Origin of the sequence: Halorubrum sp. (assembly GCF_046498025.1) — an archaeon.
Lineage (GTDB): Archaea > Halobacteriota > Halobacteria > Halobacteriales > Haloferacaceae > Halorubrum.
In genome coordinates this window covers 1-17,219 of the sequence record NZ_JAWOBM010000002.1, presented here as the reverse complement: position 1 = coordinate 17,219, position 17,219 = coordinate 1, and the positions used below count along the sequence as shown (strand labels likewise).

Sequence of the window (17,219 nt, the reverse complement as noted above, 5' to 3'; positions counted from 1 at the left end):
TGGAGCCGGGATCGGTTATACGCTTCAGTCGGCCGCGGCCGCCCCGGCGTCGTCGTCCACGCCGAGCGTCTCCTCGACCTGCGTCACGACCGCCGCGAAGGCGACGACAGCGAGCGCCGCGCCCACCGCGAAGGGGACGACGAAGCCGAAGCCGACGAGCCAACCGGACGCCAGCGGGCCGAGCGCGACGCCGAAACCGAACCCCATCGTGAGCACCGACAGCGTCGTTCCGGACTCGCCCTCCCGCGCGAGGTCGCCGGCGAGCGCCAGCGACGGCGCGAAGACGAACGCGACGGCGACGCCCTGCGCCAGCCGGACGAGCGTCATCACGATCGGATCGGTGACGATCCCCTGCAGCAGGGTCGTCGGGACGAGGAGGACGAACCCGGCGAGCAGGAACGGCCGGCGACCGATCCGGTCGCTGGCCTGTCCGACGGGCACCTGCAGGAGCACGTTGGCGATCGTGACCGAGGCGAACTGGAGGCCGAACCACACCGGCGCCTGGTCGAGCCTGACGTTCACCTGGTTCTGGAGCGTCGCGAACAGCGCGATGCACACTCCCATCGCGATCGTCGCCAGCCCGAGCGCGAACACGGGGTCGAGCAGGCGGTCCTCGCCCCGCACGCGGATCGAGAGGTCGTCGCTCGCCTCGCTGGACTCGGCCGCGTCTCGCACCAGGAGGAACACGAGGACGAAGCTGAGGTACGCCCCACCGCACGCGGCGATGAACGCCGCGTCGAACCCGTCGACGACCGGGAGCCCGACCGGCGAGAGGTCGTACGGGCCCGCCTCGACGACGGCTCCGGCCAGCACCGGCCCGAAGCCGAAGCCGATCAGTCGGAAGGTGTTGTACACGCCGAAGTTCCCCCCGCGGTCGGTGTCGGCGGACGCGTACTCGTTGACGAGCGCGACCGTCGCGGGGATGATGAGGGCCGCACCGAACCCCTGTATCGCCCGCAGGACGACGAGCTGCCAGTAGACGGTCACGATCGTGTAGAGCCCGCTGGCGGTCCCGAGGAGGAGGATCCCGACCAGCACGAAGGGGCGTCGAACCCCCATCCGGTCCGAGAGCCGCCCGGTCACCGGCTGCGAGAAGCTGTTGAGGAAGCCGAAAAGCGAGAGGACGAGACCGATGAGCAGGGGCTCCGTCACCGTGACCGACGCCGCGCCCACCCCGACCTCGGTGCCGAGGAGCGCGTCGACGTCGATCAGGTCGCTCGCGATGTACAGCGGGAGCACGACGATGAGGAAGGAGTTACCGGCGGCCCCGACCATCCGAGCGAGCGCGAGCACGATGACTCGCCGGTCCGTGTCGGCGACGCCGGAGACGAGTCCCATCTGTCCGGACTTCGGTCGGGAATATAAAGGCGCTTGCGAACGGCGGGAGTCGTTCCGGTTCCGAGGCGGTCCCTACGTCCCGGCCATCGGCGGGTGACCGAGCTCGATCCCGCGTATCTCGAAGCGCGCCCCCCCGACACTACTCTGTCCGGGCTCGAAGAGCACGTCCGCGACCTCCTCCGGGATCCCCGGGCCGTCGTCGTCGGCGTAGAAGCCGTCCTCGAGGTCGCCGACGCGGATCGTCACGTTCGGACCGCCGTGGTCCACCGCGTTCCGCACGAGGTTCTCGAAGAGGTTCCGGAGCCGGTCCGGGTCGGCCAACACCTCCCGATCGGTGTCGATCGCGAGCTCGGCGGCCGCGGTGTCGACCGTCTCCCAGCCGTCCGCGGCGACGGCCGCCAGAGGGACCGCCTCCGGGTCGCCGACGGTCTCGCCCTCGCGGGCGAGCGTGAGAGCGTGTTCGACGATGGACTCGATCCGGTCCAGCGCGTCGGCGGCGGCGGCGAGGTGCTCGGCGTCCCCTTCGGCCGTCGTCTGCGCGAGGTCGACGCGCCCCTGCGCCACGTTGAGCGGGTTTCGGAGGTCGTGCGAGACGATGCTCGCGAAGGCGTCGAGCCGCTCGTTCTGCCGTTCGAGCGCCGCCTCGCGCTCCTTGAACGCGGTGATGTCCTCGTGGAAACCGACCCACTCGGTGACCCGGCCGTCCGCGTCGCGGAGCGGCGCGACGCTGACGCGGTTCCAGAACTCGGTCCCGTCCTTCCCAGCTCGGCGCTGGTCGGCGCCTCCGCGTCGACCGCCCGCCGGAGCTCGGCGACGGGCTCCGCCTCGGTGTCTGGGCCCTGCAGGAACCGACAGTTGACGCCGATCGACTCCTCGCGGTCGTATCCCGTCATCTCGACGAACCGGTCGTTGACGTGCACCATCGGGTTGTCCGGGCGATCGGGGTCGGTGATCGCGATGCCGACGGGCGCCTCGTCGAGCGCGCGCGTCTTCGTCTCTAGCTCCTCGCGTCGCTGGATCTCGGCCGAGACGTCGCGCAGGATGCCGACGCTCCCGTCGAAGGAGTCGCCCTCGTACGGCAGCGCGGCCATGTGGTCCCGACAGGGTATCGGATCGCCCTCCTCGGGGACGATGTCCACGCCGAACCGCTGGACGTCCGGCCCGGTGCTCGAGAGGATCGTGCCGAGCCGGTTCTCCGCCTCCGCAACCGCCGCGTCGCCCTTGATCAGGCCCGGCTCGCTGCCGACGATCTCCTCGCGGTCGTAGCCGGTCAGCTCCGCGAACGGCTCGTTGACGAACCGGAACGTCCCGGTCTCGTCGACGACGTACACGGGGTAGCCGAGCGCCTCGATGACCGTCGAGTAGCGGTCGGCGATCTCTCGGGTCCGATGCTCATCGACCGCCTGCCGGATGCGGTTCGCCAGCCGGCGGAGCCGCTCCGGACCGCCCTTCTGGAAGTAGCCGGTGACGCCCGCGTTGAGCGCCCGACTCGCGATCTCCTCGCTCCCCTTCCCGGTGTACAGCACGAAGGGGATCGAGCGGCCGGTCTCGCGGAGCCGCTAGAAGAACTCCAGCCCGTTCGTGCCGGGCGTGTCGTAGTCGCTGACGATGCAGTCGAACCGCTCGTCGTCGGGTTCGTTGAGTTCGTCGAGCGCGGTCGACGGCGCCGTGACGCTCGTCACCGCGACGTCGTCCAGCTCGCGTTCGAGATACGCCTCCGTGAGATCCAGGACGGAGGGGTCGTCGTCGACGTGTAACACGTCGATCCGGTCGGGCATACCAGCCGGTACGCGGGCGCTTATTAAACGATCGACCCGGGTATCAGAACTGAGCATTAGGCGGGCGGCGCGACGGGGGGATATTCGGTGACCGCGCGAGCGACCGGTTCCACTGCCGCCGCGCGTGGCTGATTCTTAAGGTGACGCGGCGCGGAGCCTCGGGCGATGGCGGGCGGCACGCTCCCCGGAACGGCGGCCGACGAGGCGGACGGGAGCGACCGCGTCGTGTTCCACGTGGACATGGACTGCTTTTACGCCTCCTGCGAGCGGCTCCGTCGCCCCGAGCTCGCGGGCGAACCCGTGGTCGTCGGCATGGGGTACGAGGCGGGCGAGTCGATCGGTGCGGTGGCGACCGCGAGCTACGAGGCCCGCGCGTTCGGCGTCGAGAGCGCGATGCCGATCTCCGAGGCGCTCGACCTCCTCCCCCGCCGAGCGAACGCCGACCCCGACGACCCGGACGCGCCCGACCCCGAGGAGACCGGTCGGTACCTCCCCGTCGACCTCGACTTTTACAAGGAGGTCGCGGGCGACGTGAAGGCCGTCCTCCGGGACTGCGCCGACGTGATCCGCGAGGTGAGCGTCGACGAGGCGTACCTCGACGTCTCCGACCGGACCGCGTGGGACGTCGCCGAGGGGGAGAGCGCCGCCGCCGGCCCCGCCGAGGCGCGGACGCTCGCGGAGGGGTACGCCCGGCACGTCAAACAGCGCATCGAGCGGGAGGCCGGCGTCCCCGCGAGCGTGGGCGTGGCGCCGAACATGTCGACCGCGAAGGTCGCCAGCGACGCCGACAAGCCCGACGGGCTCGTGGTCGTCCCGCCCGGCGCGGTCGAGTCGTTCCTCGCGCCGCTGTCGACCGCCGAGATCCACGGCGTCGGCCCCGTCACGGAGCGCACGCTCGCCGAGATGGAGATCGAGACCGCCGCGGACCTCGCCGCGGCCGACCCCGACCGACTCGCGGACGAGTTGGGCGAGCGCGGCCCGGAGCTCCGCCGGCGCGCCCGCGGCGACGACGACAGGGAGGTGACGCCGACGGGCCTCCCGAAGAGCCTCTCGCGGGAGTCGTCGCTGTCGCCGACGGCGGACGAGGAGACGAAGCGCGAGACGGTGGCGGCGCTTTCGGCGGACGTGGCCCGGCGGGCCCGCGAGCGGGGCTGTCTCTACCGCACCATCGGGATCAAGGCGGTCGAGCCCCCCTACGACGTCAACACCCGAGCGCGGAGCCTCCCGGGCCCCGTGGACGACCCGGAGCTCGTGGAGTCCGTCGCGTTCGACCTCCTCGCTGAGTTCGCCGACGACCGCGTCCGCAAGCTCGGCGTGCGCGTCTCGAACCTCGACTTCGCCGAGAGCGACCAGGCGACCCTCGGCGGGTTCGAGCCGGGCGGAGACGGCGGCGGGGCGGGGGACGACGCGGGCGACGGGAGGCCGAGCGCGCGCGCCCCCCGGACCCGGTCGGTCGCCACCGACGGCGACGGCGGCAAGCTCACCGACTGGGTCGGCGGGGAGCCGACCGAGGTCGACGAGGAGGAGGCGGGAGAGCGAGGGACGAGCGAGCCCGGCGACGGGCAGGCGTCGCTCGGCGACTGGGCGTGAGGAGCGGGGTTCGAGGCCGCGAGCGTGTCTACTCGGAGCCGCGAGTACGCCGGCCCGGAACCGCGAGTACGCCGGCCCGGACCCGCGAGCACGCCGGGTCGAACCACGGGGGCGGCGCCGGCCGAGTCCGGGGATTTAGGTGCCCGAGCGCCGACCCGGAGACATGGACGATCTGGCGTGGGAGACGCTCGACACCGGCATCGACTACCGCTGCCCCGGCTTCGACGTGCGGCGCGACGAGGTGCGCTTCCCGGACGGCGACACCGACGGGTTCCACTACGTCGACGAGCCGCCGGCGGTCGTGGTACTCCCGTTCACCCCCGACGGCGACGTGGTGGTCATCGACGAGTGGCGCCAGGCGGTCGGCCGCGTCAACCGGGGGCTCCCCGCCGGGACGGTCGAGGAGGGTGACGCCGACGACCTGGAACGGGCTGCCGCCCGCGAGCTCGCCGAGGAGACGGGGTACGAGGCCGACAGGTTCGAGCGCCTGACGACGGTGGAGCCGACGAACGGGATGGCGAACGCGGTCCACCACCACTTCCTCGCGACGGGCTGTGAGCCCACGGCGGAGCGCGACCTCGATCACAACGAGTCGATCGCGGTCGAGACGGTGCCGTACGACGACCTGCTCGCGGCCGTCGTCGACGAGGGGCTCCGCGACGGGCGCGCCGTGACCGCCGTGCTGTGGTACGAGCTGTTGCACCGCTGAGCCGGATCCGTCTCGGATCGCGAGCACGTGAGACGAACAGCCCTATTATGCGTCGGCCCGTACCTAGGGTAATGCCAGACACCCCGAGCGACGACGCACACCGGCGAGAGCCGGACACCCCCGACCGCGGCGATCCCGGCGCTCCCGACGGCGGCGAGCCGGCCGACGGCGCGACCGGCGACGGGTCGACCACTGTCGACGGCACCGCGTCGGCGGGCGACTCGGGCGGGCGCGGCGTCGCGATCGCGCTCGTCTCGGCCCTCCTCCTGGGACTGCTCGGCCCGGCGATCGCCCTCTTGGGCGGGGGCGTGGTGCTCGGGATCAACATCGTGGCCGGCGGGCTGCCGCTCGCCGCGAACCTCGTGCTCACGCTCGTCTTGGGCCAGTACGTCGCGTTCGGCGGGCTGGCGATCGCCTATCTGACGTGGCGCGGGCTCGACCGAGCCGGGACCGTCGCGTACCTCGGCGTGCGGCGTCCGAGCCTGAAGGAGATCGGTCTGATCGTCGGGGGCTGGGCCCTCATTCTGGTCGCGATCATCGTCGTCTCGTTCGTCGTCCAGCTGCTCGGGACCGAGACCGCCTCCAACCAGAGCGCGGAGCTGGCGATGCAGAACCCCGCGATCATCCCCCTGCTCATCGCGGCGTCGTTCCTCGTCATCGGGCCCTCCGAGGAGATCCTGTACCGGGGGGTCGTGCAGGGGCGGCTCCGTGAGTCGCTGTCGCCGGTGCCGGCGATCCTGATCGCCTCCGCGATCTTCGCGGCGGTCCACGTGATAGCGCTGACCGGCGGCGCCTCCGCGCGGTTCACCACCATCGCCATCCTCTTCCTGCCGAGTATCGTCTTCGGCGCGGTGTACGAGTACACCGAGAACCTCGTCGTCCCGGCGCTGCTCCACGGCCTCCACAACGCCGTCATCTTCACCATCCTGTACGTCTCGATCGCCTACGGCGACCGGATCCAGGAGATGGCCGGAGACAGCGCGGTGCTCCTTCCTATTTAAAAAGACGAGCGACAGCGGGCGTTTCGGACCGCCGACGGCGACGTGGTGTGTATAAACGACCGGCAGTGCGGTGGCGCGTGCCGGTGAGCGGCCCCGAGGGCCGCGAGCCGCCCGTGCGAGGGAGTCAGTCGCCCGAAGCACCGCGGAGGGCGACTGACGAGGCTGGGGAGGCGCGAGGTGCGGTTGCTGTGCTGTCGGGAGGGACTCAAAGGGCAGCCGCGAGGAGGACGCAGGCGTTCACGAGAGCAGAGCTCTCGTGAGCCGATCAGAACGCGGAGCGTTCTGATGACGACGCAAGCACCGCAGAGAGCGAACGGAACGAGCGACTGAGGTGCGTGGTTCGAGAGAGCGGAGCTCTCTCGTCATCGCCGGAAATCGGAGATTTCCGGCTAGCAGTCAGAACGCAAAGCGTTCTGACGACGTCACGAGACGCCTTCGGTGTCCCGAACGACAGCGAGAGTGCGTCCTCCTCGCGGCTGGGGCTTTGGCGGTGCTCTCCGTGGAATCACCGGCAACCGCTTATTCCCGAGCGGCTGGGGCTTTGGCGGTGTTCACCATGCCGCAATCGACGACTCAGTTTGTAGATAGTCGAACTCTCATACCTGCGACTACCGAGTACGAAAGCGGACTGAGGGGAGTAAGCCCCCTTCGGTTCGTCCCGACATTCGGCTAAGCGTCCGCGCCGTGGCCGGACTACCTTGTGGCGCGGACTTGCACCGGCGAGGATTCGCCGTTCCATCCGTTCCCGCCCGTCGGCTCTCGACGGGTTACCTCCCTTCCCTTGCGGGTCGGTTCGCGCGTTCGCGGGTGACCCCGCGAACGCCGCCGGTCGCCGAAGCGACCGAGCGCGTCTCATCGATCGGGGCGGGGGGTATCGTTTCTGTTCCAGAGCCAGCCGTCTCCGACTCCGGGCGTGTGCCCGGTCGCCTGTCCGGCCGGTGGGGGGACTTTCCTCATGCCAGAGGCACGGGAGTCGGGCTCCCTCTGTCCGGTTCCACGTAGTCCGCGGCCGCGAATAAGCGATCCGGTCGGGGCGGAGTCCCAGATAACGACCCGAGTAATCGCGGCTTAATCCGTCCGACACACGTGGTCGCGTTCCGACCGCGTTCGCGGCCCGATCCGCCGCACGAACGGGAGAAAACGGAGACGCGAAACGATGGATCCGTGCGACTCGTTCGCAAGGGAAGCGTTCAAGTCCACAGCAACGTAATGGATGTACATGTCCGAGGCTCAGACCGTTCAGCTGTCGTACGACGACGGTGCACGAGCGGTCGAACTCGCGCGGGAGGCGGTCGAGTCGTTCGTTCGACACGGACAACGTGAACAACCCGGCAGCATGCGCGAGGCGTTCTACGCCCGCACCGGGGCGTTCGTTCGACTGGAATCCACGAGGGGCCGCGGCCGACTCCGCGGCTGCGCCGGCGCGTGGGAGACGTCCGACCAGCTCGGCCACGCCATCGTCGAGGCCGCGATCAAGGCCGCCTCCGGCGACTCCTGCGGCTCGGAGGTCGAGCCCAAGGAGCTCGACAACATCACCGTCTCCGTGTTCATCGTCTCGAACACGGTGCTCACCAACGACCCCCTCGCCGATCTGAAGATCGGCACTCACGGCGTCGCCGTCGACGGCGGCAACTCCCACGGCTGGCTCTACCCGACGGTCCCCGTCGAGAACGGCTGGTCCGGCGCCGAGTTCCTCTCGCGCGCCTGCCGGAAGGCGAAGCTCGCCCCGAACGCCTGGGAGGACGACGAGACGATGGTGACGCTCATCGAGGGACAGGTGTTCCGAGAGCGCGCCGACGGCGGCGCCGTCGAAGAGCTGTAGCGGCGACCCCGCGCGTTCGTTCTCTTATTGGTCGTCCGTCCCGTTATCAGTCGTCCGTCCCGTAGCCGACCGCCTCCGCGTCCGCGAGCGCCCGCTCCGCAGCGGCCGCGAGGTCGACCGCGTCGTCGGCGACCACCTCCCCGTCGCGGATCACCGGCTCCATGAGCGATTCGGCGTTCTCGGGACCCGAGCGGTCCGCGATCCCGACCGCGTGCGCGCCGTCCGCGGTGCGGTAGACGGCCTTCGCGCCCGAGAGCTTGCCGCGCTTCGCGGCCGGCTCGCCCGCGACGGTGACGAGGTCGAGCGCGAAGTCCACGGGGTCGGCGTTGGAGACGTACCCGCCCACGCCGAACCCGTCGGCGACGTCGCGCAGCTCGCGGAGGTCGTCGGGGCCGAGCCCGCCGGAGACGTACACGTCGACGTCCTCGTGGCCGCGGGCGGCGAGCTCCCACCCGACCTCCCGGACGATGTGCCGGAAGTCGCCGCGGCGCGAGCCGGTGGTGTCGAGCCGGACGCCGTCCAGGCGGTCGCCGAGGGCCTCGGCCGCGCGGAGCGTCTCGTCGACCTCGTCGGAGTAGGTGTCACAGAGGGCGATCCGCGGCACCGCCTCGTCCGCGGCCTCGTCGAAGGCGCGCCACGCGGCCTCCTGCTCGCCGCGGCCGAAGCAGATCGAGAGGGCGTGCGGCATCGTCCCCGACGCCTCACGGCCGATCAGGTCGCCGGCGGCGACGTGCGAGAACCCGTCGAATCCGCCCACCAGCGCGGAGCGCTCCACCGCCGCCGCCATCGACGGGTGGACGTGGCGGGCGCCGAACGAGAGCACCTGCGAGTCCGGCGCCGCGACCCGGCAGTCGAGCGCGGCCGTCGCCATCCCGGAGGCGTGCGAGAGGAACCCCAGGAGCGACGTTTCCAGCCGTGCGAACGCCAGGTACGGCCCCTCGATTCGCATCACCGGTCCGCCGTCGAACAGCCGTCCCTCTGGGATCGCGTCGACGTCGACGTCGCGACCCTCCAAGAGGGCGAGCGCGTCCTTCAGCCCCGCGAACAGTTCGAAGTCGCCGTCGGGGAACTGGTCGGCGGTCACCTCGGCGACGACGCGCGGGTTCCGGCCGGCGTGCGCCAGCGCGTCCTCGGTCCGCTCGAAGTAGGCGTCCGTCGCCCGGCCGTCGCGGATCGCGGCCGCGTCGACGATGTCGAACTCGGTCATACAGGGAGTACGCCGGCGCGGGAGCAAAAGCGGTCCGGGTCTCGCACCTGCACCGCGTCACGGCGGGAGCACTGGCCGGCTCCGATCCGTCACCGCCTCGGCTGGCGCACTCAGCGTCGCGCCCGTCGAGCGAGCAGCGACACCGCCGCGACCAGTCCGAGGACCCCGGCGACGGCACCGAATCCGGGGACCTCGTCGTCGGTCGAGGCGTCCGGGCCGGACGAGCCGTCGGCGTCGTCGCCGTCCGAGCCGGTGTCGGTCCCGTCGGCGTCGTCCGAGTCGGTGTCGTTCCCGTCGCCGGCACCCTCCCCGTCGTCGGTCGCGGGGGGCTCCAAGTCCGCGTCGGGACGCAGTTCGAGGACGCCGGCGGGCTCGGGCGCGTGAACGATAGTCACGGTGGTCCCGTCCCGCACGACGCCGTAGGCGCCGGGGAAGTCGCCGTCCTCGATCTCGTACACCCGCCCCTCCTCGTACTCGGCGTCGCCGTGGGCGGTCAGCATCGTGAGGTACGCCTCGTGGAAGTCCGCGGCGTCGTCGGCGGTCTGCCACTCGGTCACCCAGACGTAGCCGTCGCGGGCGTCGTCGCCCTCGCTGGCGCGGTACGGGTAGAGCTCGTCGCCCGCCCAGCCGTCGGTGGACTCGTGGGCGTAGTTGTAGTTCGCGCGGGTCCGGAGCTCCTCGTCCGGCTGCGTGTGGATCCGGACGTTCGCCCCCGCGCTCGTCTCGGGTTCGAGCACCGGGTAGTCGTACTCGAAGCTCTGGTACCAGAACATGACGAACATCGACGCCTCGCCCGTCGTCTCGGCGCCGTCGACGCCCTGGTCGGGGTACGTCTCCCAGTCGCCGGTCGCCTCGTCCTCGAACGTCACGTTACGGGTCTCGTAGTCGGGGTTCCGGTGGATCACCTCGGCGGTGCTCTCCGGCGGGTTCGTCATCGTCTCGTTGACCGCCTCCCACCCGCCCTCGTCGACGAGCGACTCGACGTAGAGGGCGCCGTCGGAGTACGGCTGGAGCACGGTCTGGAGGATGCCGAAGTTGAAGTCGGCCCCCGATCCGCCGCCCTCGCCGGCGGAGTCGGGCGCGTCGAGGCAGCTCCAGTTGCCCGCACAGCGGGCGTCGTACAGCTCCTCGACGTGGACGGCCTCGCCCTCGACGATCCCGTCGACCGCGAGATCGCCGTCCTGCGTGGCGCCCGCGTAGCGGGGCCGGGTGAGGTCGTGGTACTGGTCCTGCATCGCGTGGACGAGCTCGTGTGCCAGCGTCGAGGGGTCGATCTGCGTCTCCTCGCCCTCGGCGACGACGAGGACGATCCGGTCCTCGGCCGGCGAGTAGAAGCCGGAGACGGCACCGCCGAACACGGCGTCGATCTCGTCGTTCGCGTTCTCGTCCTCGCCCACGACGAACAGCGCCTCCCACACCTCGTCGTTCCAGCGCCGGAACGACTCGTCGGTGGTGTTGTTTCCGCCGGTGGAGTCGTTCATGAACTCCGACCGGCTCACCGTCTCGACCGGCACGTCCTCCCGGAACGGCCGCTCGCGGATGTGTTCGACGCGCGCCATCGTCAGGTGCGTCAGGGCCTCCAGCTCGGACGCGTTGAGCCCGTCGCTCTGGTTGAAGGACAGCTCCTCCTCGTAGTGCGTCCCGTTCCAGCAGCCGACGACCCCGGTGCCGTCGCCCGCCTCGCATTCGGCCGCCGTCGCGCTGGCCGGAGCGTCACCGGGCGTGACGTCCGCCGGAGCGTCGCCGGGCGTGACGTCCGTCGGATCGGCGGCAGCGACCCCGCCGCCGAGCGAGACGAGCAGTATCGCGGCGACGACGACCGAGAGGGTGAGAACGCGTCGCATAGGCTCGATTACGACCGACCGGGTAAGTAGTTTATCCGTCTGGCGGTCGGGCGCCCGGACGGCTTCGCCTTTTTGAGTCGCGACGCCCAACGGTCGCCCATGCCGTACGATCCGACCCAGACCGCGGTGATCGTCGTCGACATGCAGAACGGGTTCTGCCACCCCGACGGCAGCCTCTACGCCGAGCCCAGCGAGGCGGCGATCGGACCGGTGACGGCGCTCGTCGACCGGGCCCGCGATGCCGGTGCGAGCGTCGTCTACACCCGCGACGTCCACCCGCCGGAGCAGTTCGCGGAGACGCACTACTACGACGAGTTCGACCGGTGGGGCGAACACGTCGTCGAGGGGTCGTGGGACGCCGAACTCGTCGGGGAGCTCGACGCGCGTGAGACCGACCACGTCGTCGAGAAGCACACCTACGACGCCTTCTACCGGACCGACCTGGAGGGGTACCTCGACGCGCACGGGGTCGACGACCTGCTGATCTGCGGGACGCTCGCGAACGTCTGCGTCCTCCACACGGCCGGCAGCGCGGGACTCCGCGACTACCGGCCCGTCGTCGTCGAGGACGCGCTGGGCTACATCACCGAGGACCACCGCGAGTACGCCGTCGACCACGCGGACTGGCTGTTCGGCGAGACGACGACCCGGGACGCGGTGGCGTTCGCGGAGGCGTGAGCGTCGGGACGCGGTGTCGTTCGCGAAGGATCCGAGCAGCAGACCGGTCGAGCCGTTATCAGCCCCGTGAATCGGCGTGTAACCCTTTTGAACCCCGACGGGAACGCTGGCGTATGGAACTCTCTCGACGCGGCACGTTCGCCGGAATCGGGGCCGCGTGCGCGGTGGGCGCCGTCGGGTTCGTCGGAGCGACGACGGTGACGGACGGCGACGCCGGCGCGGGCGACGGGGACCCAGTGGACGGCGAGTCGACCGACGACAGCGAGTCGACCGGCGACGACGAGAACGGCGGCCCGGCCGGCGCGGTCGACGCCGACCCGGACGCCCCGTTCGAGGCGCACCTCCGCCGCGACGGCGAGGAGGACCGACGGCTGTTCCGCGCGAGCGACCTCGACGAGGTGGAGGGCGTCTTCGAGGACGGCGGCGAGTACCTCGTGTACGTCGCGCTCACCGACGACGGTGTCGACGCCTTTCAGGAGCGACTGGCCGCGTCCGGGGCGGTCGACGAGCCGGAGCGGTACGTCGCGTCGATGACGCTCGACGGGACCGAGGTCAGGCGCGTCGACCTCGACGAGCCGACGGTGGACGCGCTCACTGACGATGGGTGGGGCGGCGTGTTGACCCTGCCGTTCGACGAGGAGCGGGTCGCGGACTCGGTGTACGAGTCGGTGGCGTCGACCTGACTAGTTAGGAAAATCTGATATATGAGCGGCAGAGTCTCGTCCGGATGGGAGCGATTATGCGTCCGGCGCCCGTAGGTGACCGTATGGGAGTGGGCGACGGCGGCGGGGGGACGGACGGAGACGCGGAGAGCGGTGCCGGCGGTCGACCGTGCCCGCTCTGTGAGACGCCGATGTACCACAGACACTGTAAGTACGTCTGCCCGCAACACGGGGTCGTCTACGACTGCAGCGACACGTTTTACTGATCGATTGGCGCCGCTGTACCCGGGTTTTCGGCGTTTCACGCGGTCTTCTCGTTCCTCGGACTCGCCCGTGATCAACGGGCGACAAAATGAAGCTGACGATGGATGTGCGAACTGTTATGTTCTTGGAGAGCGAGTTTTCGCGTATGATTGGCGACCCGCTCTCGACCCTCCTTACCGACCTGCAGGGGTCACCATGGTAGAGCACACACAGGTTGCCCAGAGCAAGCGCATCCAGCGCCGAACGGGCAAGACCTTCCACGTCGCCACCCGGCTGCTCCCGAAGCGGATCCGCCACGCCACGTACGTGCTGTACGGCTTCTTCCGGATCGCCGACGAGGTCGTCGACGCGGAGGACACCGCCCCGCCGGCCGAACAGCGGGCCGAACTCGACCGGCTGCGACGCGCCGCTCTCGGGGAGAAGCCGACGGACGAACCCGTGTTGCAGGCGTTCGCCGAAGTCAAGGCGGAACACGGGATCGCCGACGAGGACGTCCACTCGTTCGTGGACGCGATGGAGAGCGACATCGACACCGACCGGTACGAGACCTACGACCACCTGGAGGCGTACATGGACGGTTCCGCGGCCGCGGTCGGGCGGATGATGACGGCGATCATGGACCTCGACGACGAGACCGAGGCGGAGGCGCTCCCGCACGCCACCAAGCTCGGCGAGGCGTTCCAGATGACGAACTTCATCCGTGACGTCCGGGAGGACGTCGTCGAGCGGGACCGGATCTACCTCCCCTTAGAGACCCTCCGGCGGCACGGTGTGAGCGAGGAGCAGATCCTCGAGTTAGAGTTCGACGCGAACGTCGCGGTCGCGATCCGCGAGGAGCTCGCCCGGACCGAGCGCCTCTACGAGGAGGGCGTCGCGGGGATCAAGTACCTCCCCGACGACTGCCAGCTCGCGGTGTTGCTCGCGGCGGTGCTGTACGCGGACCACCACCGGCTCATTCGCAATCTGGGATACGACACGGTGTCGACGACGCCGGAGCTCTCCTTCGCCCGCAAGATCTCGCTGCTCGTTCGGACGCGGTGGAAGTGGCAGTGGAACAAGGACCCCGAGGCGGTGTTCCACGAGGTGTGCCGCGGCTTCGACGGGACGCGCGACCACCGCGAACGCGGGCCGCACGGCCCGGGCATCGCCCAGTCGGACTGAGCGTCGGTGTCGGGAGCGCCGTGAACAAGTCCCGATTCGTCGGCCTCGTGCTGCTCGCCTTCGGGCTCGTCTTTCTCTCGTTCGTCGTTCGCGGCACGACCCGTCTCGTCGCCTCCTACGAGCTGGCCGTGGCGCTCTCGGCGCCGATCCTCTTCGCCGCCGCCGGGCTGCTGGCGGTCCTCGTCGTCCTCGCGACGCTCGACGTGACCGGGATCCGGCCGTTGGAGTGATTGACGCTGTTGGGAAGCGGGGAGTCGGGTGGGTTTGACCTGATCACAGTTACCGGGAACAGCAGCGAGCGGTTACCCGAGCGCGTGGCTCGGTATGCATGGTCGGTTAGTTATAAATTAGCGACAGGTCTGCAGTGAACACTCACAAAGCCCCAGCCGCTCGGTTGTAATCCGCTGACTCCAGATCGACGGTGAACACCGCCAAAGCCCCAGCCGCGCTGCCCCTCTGAGTCCCACCCCGCACCGCACCCCACACCTCCCCAGCCTCGTCGCTGGCGGCTCTCGCCGCCAGCGACTCCCTCGCACGCGCTCCTCGTGGCGGCCAGAGGCGGCCACTCGGAGGCGCGCTGGTCGAGAGCGAAGCTCTCGCTTGCAGCCGGCGCTGCGCGCCGGCGACGCCACCGCACCGATTCATAAGTGGTTGTCGCCGTCGCTCGCGGTTATTTAAGTGTCGTATCGCCGGAATCCGGTCGCCGGATCGGGGGGCGCCGCTGAGGTGGACGAAGTCGCAACGCCCTTTTAACCGCGGCTCGGAGGGGATGTATGGACGTACGAACCGTCGCCGACCTCTCGCCGGGCGAGCGGCGAGCCTTCTTCGAGCGCGACGCCGGCGTCGACGCGGTCCGCGACGACGTGAGCGATATCGTCGGCAGAGTGCGCGAGGAGGGCGACGTCGCGCTGCGGCAGTTCGCCGAGGAGTTCGACGGCGTGACCGTCGGCAACATCGACGTCACCGACGACGCCGAGCGCGCGCACGCCGAGCTCGACGACGCGAACGACCCGGTGCTGGACGCGGTTCGCGACGCCGCCGCCAACGTCCGCGAGTTCCACGAGCGCCAGCGCCCGGAGGACTGGCGCGACGAGTTCGGCGGCCGGGAGCTGGGCCGCCGGTTCCGGCCGATCGACCGCGCGGGGGTGTACGTGCCCGGCGGCGCGGCCGCCTACCCCTCCAGCGCGCTGATGGGGGTCATCCCGGCGACGGTCGCGGGCGTCGACCACGTCGCCGTCGCGACGCCCCCGGCCGAGGACCTGAATCCGGTCACGCTCGCGGCGGTCCACGAGGCCGGCGCCGACGCGGTGTACCAGGTCGGCGGGGCGCAGGCGATCGCCGCGCTCGCGTACGGGACGGAGACGGTGACGAGCGCCCAGAAGGTGGTCGGCCCCGGCAACAAGTGGGTCACCGCCGCGAAGGCGGTCGTCCAGGGCGACGTGGAGATCGACTTCCTCGCGGGACCGAGCGAGGTGCTGGTGCTCGCCGACGGGACCGCCGACCCCGCGCTCGTCGCGGCCGACCTCGTCGCGCAGGCCGAACACGACCCGAACGCCTCCGTGGTCGCCGTCACCGCGGACGCCGAGCTCGCAGAGGCGGTCGCCGAGGCGGTGAAGTCGCAGGCGGCCGAGCGCGAGCGCGAGGAGACGATCCGGGCCGCGCTCGACAGCGACGCCTCCGGCGTCCTCCACGCCCGCTCGATGCCGGAGGCGGTGCTGTTCGCCGAGGAGTACGCGGCCGAGCACCTCTCGATCGTCGCCGAGGACGACGAGGCCCTTTTGAATCGGATCACGAACGCGGGCTCCGTGTTCCTCGGACCGTACTCGCCGGTCGCCGCGGGCGACTACGCGACCGGGACGAACCACGTGCTGCCGACGAACGGCGGCGCGAAGCGCTACGGCGGCCTCTCCGTGGACACGTTCCTCCGGTCGTCGACGGTCCAGCGGCTCGACCGCGACGCGCTCGACGACCTCTCCGACACGATCACGGCGCTCGCGGAGGCCGAGGGGCTGGAGGCGCACGCCGAGAGCGTCCGGAAGCGGTTCGAGTAGGGGACGGGCGACCCCGAGGCCGGGTGACCCGAGACCGGATGACCCGTGACCAGATGATCCTCAGGCCGACGCCTCGCCGTCGGACTCGACCTCGCGGTACCACGCCGGGGGGACCGCGACGGTGTCTTCGAGGCGCCCGTACCGGAAGGCGACCCGGACGCGCTCGCCGGTCGGTTCGTGGACGTACGTGGCCGACAGTTCGAGGACGAGTCCGTCGGCCGTGACGAACGCGACGGACCGGAAGTCACGGACCTCGTCGCCGAGCGCACCCGGTTCCCCGGTGACGTCGATCCGGTAGAGCGGGAGCTCCGTGGCGGCCGGTCTGACCGTCGAGTCGCTTCCGTTCAGGAACCGACGGATCGGCTCCTCGGCGACCGCACCGACGAGCGCCGTCGCGTTCGGCGCCTCGGAGGGAGGGACGCGACGCGTCTCGACGCCAGCGGGACCCGCCGCCCGCTCGTAGACGGCGTCGCCGTCGGCGAACACCTCGACGGTCCCGTCGTGGGTCTCGTTCACGATCGACGCGTTCGCGGAGCCGGTGAGCCGGTACCGGGACGGCGACGCGACGGCCAGTTCGACGCCGCCGTCGCCGGCGATCCCCACGCGGCCGCCGGTCGCCGCGTCGAGGTCCGTCGCGCTCGCCGGCCCGGAGGCGACGAGGAGGGCGGAGGCGGACGAGGTGTTCGTCGCGGCGGCGACGTGGGCGTCCGCGAGCGCGTCGGGGTCGTACACGCCGGTCAGGAAGACGCCGGGGGGCGTCCGCGCCGTCGACCCGATCGTTCCCGTGAGCCCGTCCCCGTCGAGCCCGAGCGACGCGTCGTCGAGGGAGGCCGCGCCGCGCTGCGCCGACTCGGCCGTGCCGATCGCGCTCGCGGCCGCGGCGTACTCCCCGTCGGCCGGCGGCGACGGGGCGGTCGGCTCCGGCTCCGCGACCTCGGCGCCGAGGCCGTCGATCCCGGCGAGCCCCCCGGCGGCGAGGACCCCGACGACCCCCAACAGCAGGGATCGACGGCCTCGGCGCCGAGGTCGCGGAGCCGGACCCGACCGCCCCGTCGCCGCCGGCCGACGGGGAGTACGCCGCGGCCGCGAGCGCGATCGGCACGGCCGAGTCGGC

Annotated in this window: 16 protein-coding genes, 1 other RNA gene and 1 pseudogene; 10 read left to right on the top strand and 8 right to left on the bottom strand. The window is 70.9% G+C overall.

Annotation, left to right across the window (positions count from 1 at the left end; genetic code table 11):
- Positions 1-24: 24 nt before the first annotated feature.
- From R6U01_RS00110 to R6U01_RS00095, 4 genes and pseudogenes are all read right to left on the bottom strand, one after another.
- Entirely contained in the window at positions 25-1,338 is a 1,314-nt protein-coding gene (locus R6U01_RS00110; RefSeq protein WP_410284428.1) for an MFS transporter, read from the bottom strand.
- Positions 1,339-1,410: 72 nt separating this feature from the next.
- Positions 1,411-2,193 (bottom strand): histidine kinase dimerization/phospho-acceptor domain-containing protein, encoded by a 783-nt coding sequence (locus R6U01_RS00105; protein WP_410284490.1) that lies wholly within the window; start codon positions 2,191-2,193, stop codon positions 1,411-1,413.
- A pseudogene (locus R6U01_RS00100) lies at positions 2,187-2,669 on the bottom strand (PAS domain S-box protein); the annotation flags it as partial. The gene R6U01_RS00105 and the pseudogene R6U01_RS00100, both read right to left, overlap by 7 nt.
- A 228-nt stretch (positions 2,670-2,897) precedes the next feature.
- Positions 2,898-3,116 carry a response regulator gene (locus R6U01_RS00095; RefSeq protein WP_410284427.1) on the bottom strand — a complete coding sequence of 73 codons (219 nt, stop codon included), beginning with the start codon at positions 3,114-3,116 and terminating at the stop codon, positions 2,898-2,900.
- A gap of 165 nt (positions 3,117-3,281) precedes the next feature.
- Between R6U01_RS00095 and R6U01_RS00090 the strand changes: the two genes are divergently transcribed.
- From R6U01_RS00090 to R6U01_RS00080, 3 genes are all read left to right on the top strand, one after another.
- Positions 3,282-4,706 (top strand): Y-family DNA polymerase, encoded by a 1,425-nt coding sequence (locus tag R6U01_RS00090; protein ID WP_410284426.1) that lies wholly within the window; start codon positions 3,282-3,284, stop codon positions 4,704-4,706.
- Between the two features lie 163 nt (positions 4,707-4,869).
- Positions 4,870-5,415 (top strand): NUDIX hydrolase, encoded by a 546-nt coding sequence (locus R6U01_RS00085; RefSeq protein WP_410284425.1) that lies wholly within the window; start codon positions 4,870-4,872, stop codon positions 5,413-5,415.
- Between the two features lie 71 nt (positions 5,416-5,486).
- Positions 5,487-6,416, top strand: coding sequence for a CPBP family intramembrane glutamic endopeptidase (locus R6U01_RS00080; RefSeq protein WP_410284424.1), 930 nt, complete (start codon positions 5,487-5,489; stop codon positions 6,414-6,416).
- Between the two features lie 626 nt (positions 6,417-7,042).
- Here R6U01_RS00080 and rnpB read toward each other — a convergent pair.
- Positions 7,043-7,405: RNase P RNA component (rnpB, locus tag R6U01_RS00075), an RNA gene on the bottom strand.
- 230 nt (positions 7,406-7,635) lie between these two features.
- Here rnpB and R6U01_RS00070 point away from each other — a divergent pair.
- Positions 7,636-8,238, top strand: coding sequence for a TIGR00296 family protein (locus R6U01_RS00070; protein WP_280586882.1), 603 nt, complete (start codon positions 7,636-7,638; stop codon positions 8,236-8,238).
- Positions 8,239-8,284: 46 nt separating this feature from the next.
- On the opposite strand, the gene R6U01_RS00065 is transcribed toward R6U01_RS00070, so the two are convergent.
- A complete protein-coding gene (locus tag R6U01_RS00065; RefSeq protein WP_410284423.1) occupies positions 8,285-9,445 on the bottom strand; it encodes a nicotinate phosphoribosyltransferase in 1,161 nt (386 codons plus the stop codon).
- 110 nt (positions 9,446-9,555) lie between these two features.
- Entirely contained in the window at positions 9,556-11,289 is a 1,734-nt protein-coding gene (locus R6U01_RS00060; RefSeq protein ID WP_410284422.1) for an Hvo_1808 family surface protein, read from the bottom strand.
- A gap of 99 nt (positions 11,290-11,388) precedes the next feature.
- Here R6U01_RS00060 and R6U01_RS00055 point away from each other — a divergent pair, with 99 nt between their 5' ends.
- From R6U01_RS00055 to hisD, 6 genes are all read left to right on the top strand, one after another.
- The gene (locus R6U01_RS00055; protein WP_410284421.1) at positions 11,389-11,967 is read left to right on the top strand and encodes a cysteine hydrolase family protein; all 579 of its coding nucleotides are present in this window, start codon (positions 11,389-11,391) and stop codon (positions 11,965-11,967) included.
- 113 nt (positions 11,968-12,080) lie between these two features.
- On the top strand, positions 12,081-12,650 hold the full coding sequence (locus R6U01_RS00050; protein WP_410284420.1) for a hypothetical protein: 570 nt from the start codon (positions 12,081-12,083) through the stop codon (positions 12,648-12,650).
- 83 nt (positions 12,651-12,733) lie between these two features.
- On the top strand, positions 12,734-12,895 hold the full coding sequence (locus tag R6U01_RS00045) for an HVO_2523 family zinc finger protein (protein WP_410284419.1): 162 nt from the start codon (positions 12,734-12,736) through the stop codon (positions 12,893-12,895).
- 193 nt (positions 12,896-13,088) lie between these two features.
- Positions 13,089-14,054 (top strand): phytoene/squalene synthase family protein, encoded by a 966-nt coding sequence (locus R6U01_RS00040; protein ID WP_410284418.1) that lies wholly within the window; start codon positions 13,089-13,091, stop codon positions 14,052-14,054.
- Positions 14,055-14,074: 20 nt separating this feature from the next.
- Entirely contained in the window at positions 14,075-14,284 is a 210-nt protein-coding gene (locus R6U01_RS00035; RefSeq protein WP_410284417.1) for a hypothetical protein, read from the top strand.
- Positions 14,285-14,827: 543 nt separating this feature from the next.
- Positions 14,828-16,105 carry a histidinol dehydrogenase gene (gene hisD / locus R6U01_RS00030; protein ID WP_410284416.1) on the top strand — a complete coding sequence of 426 codons (1,278 nt, stop codon included), beginning with the start codon at positions 14,828-14,830 and terminating at the stop codon, positions 16,103-16,105.
- Positions 16,106-16,165: 60 nt separating this feature from the next.
- Here the strand turns inward: hisD and R6U01_RS00025 are convergent, their stop codons facing one another.
- Positions 16,166-17,101: a hypothetical protein gene (locus tag R6U01_RS00025; protein WP_410284415.1), complete on the bottom strand. Its 936-nt coding sequence runs from the start codon at positions 17,099-17,101 to the stop codon at positions 16,166-16,168.
- Positions 17,102-17,219: the final 118 nt, after the last annotated feature.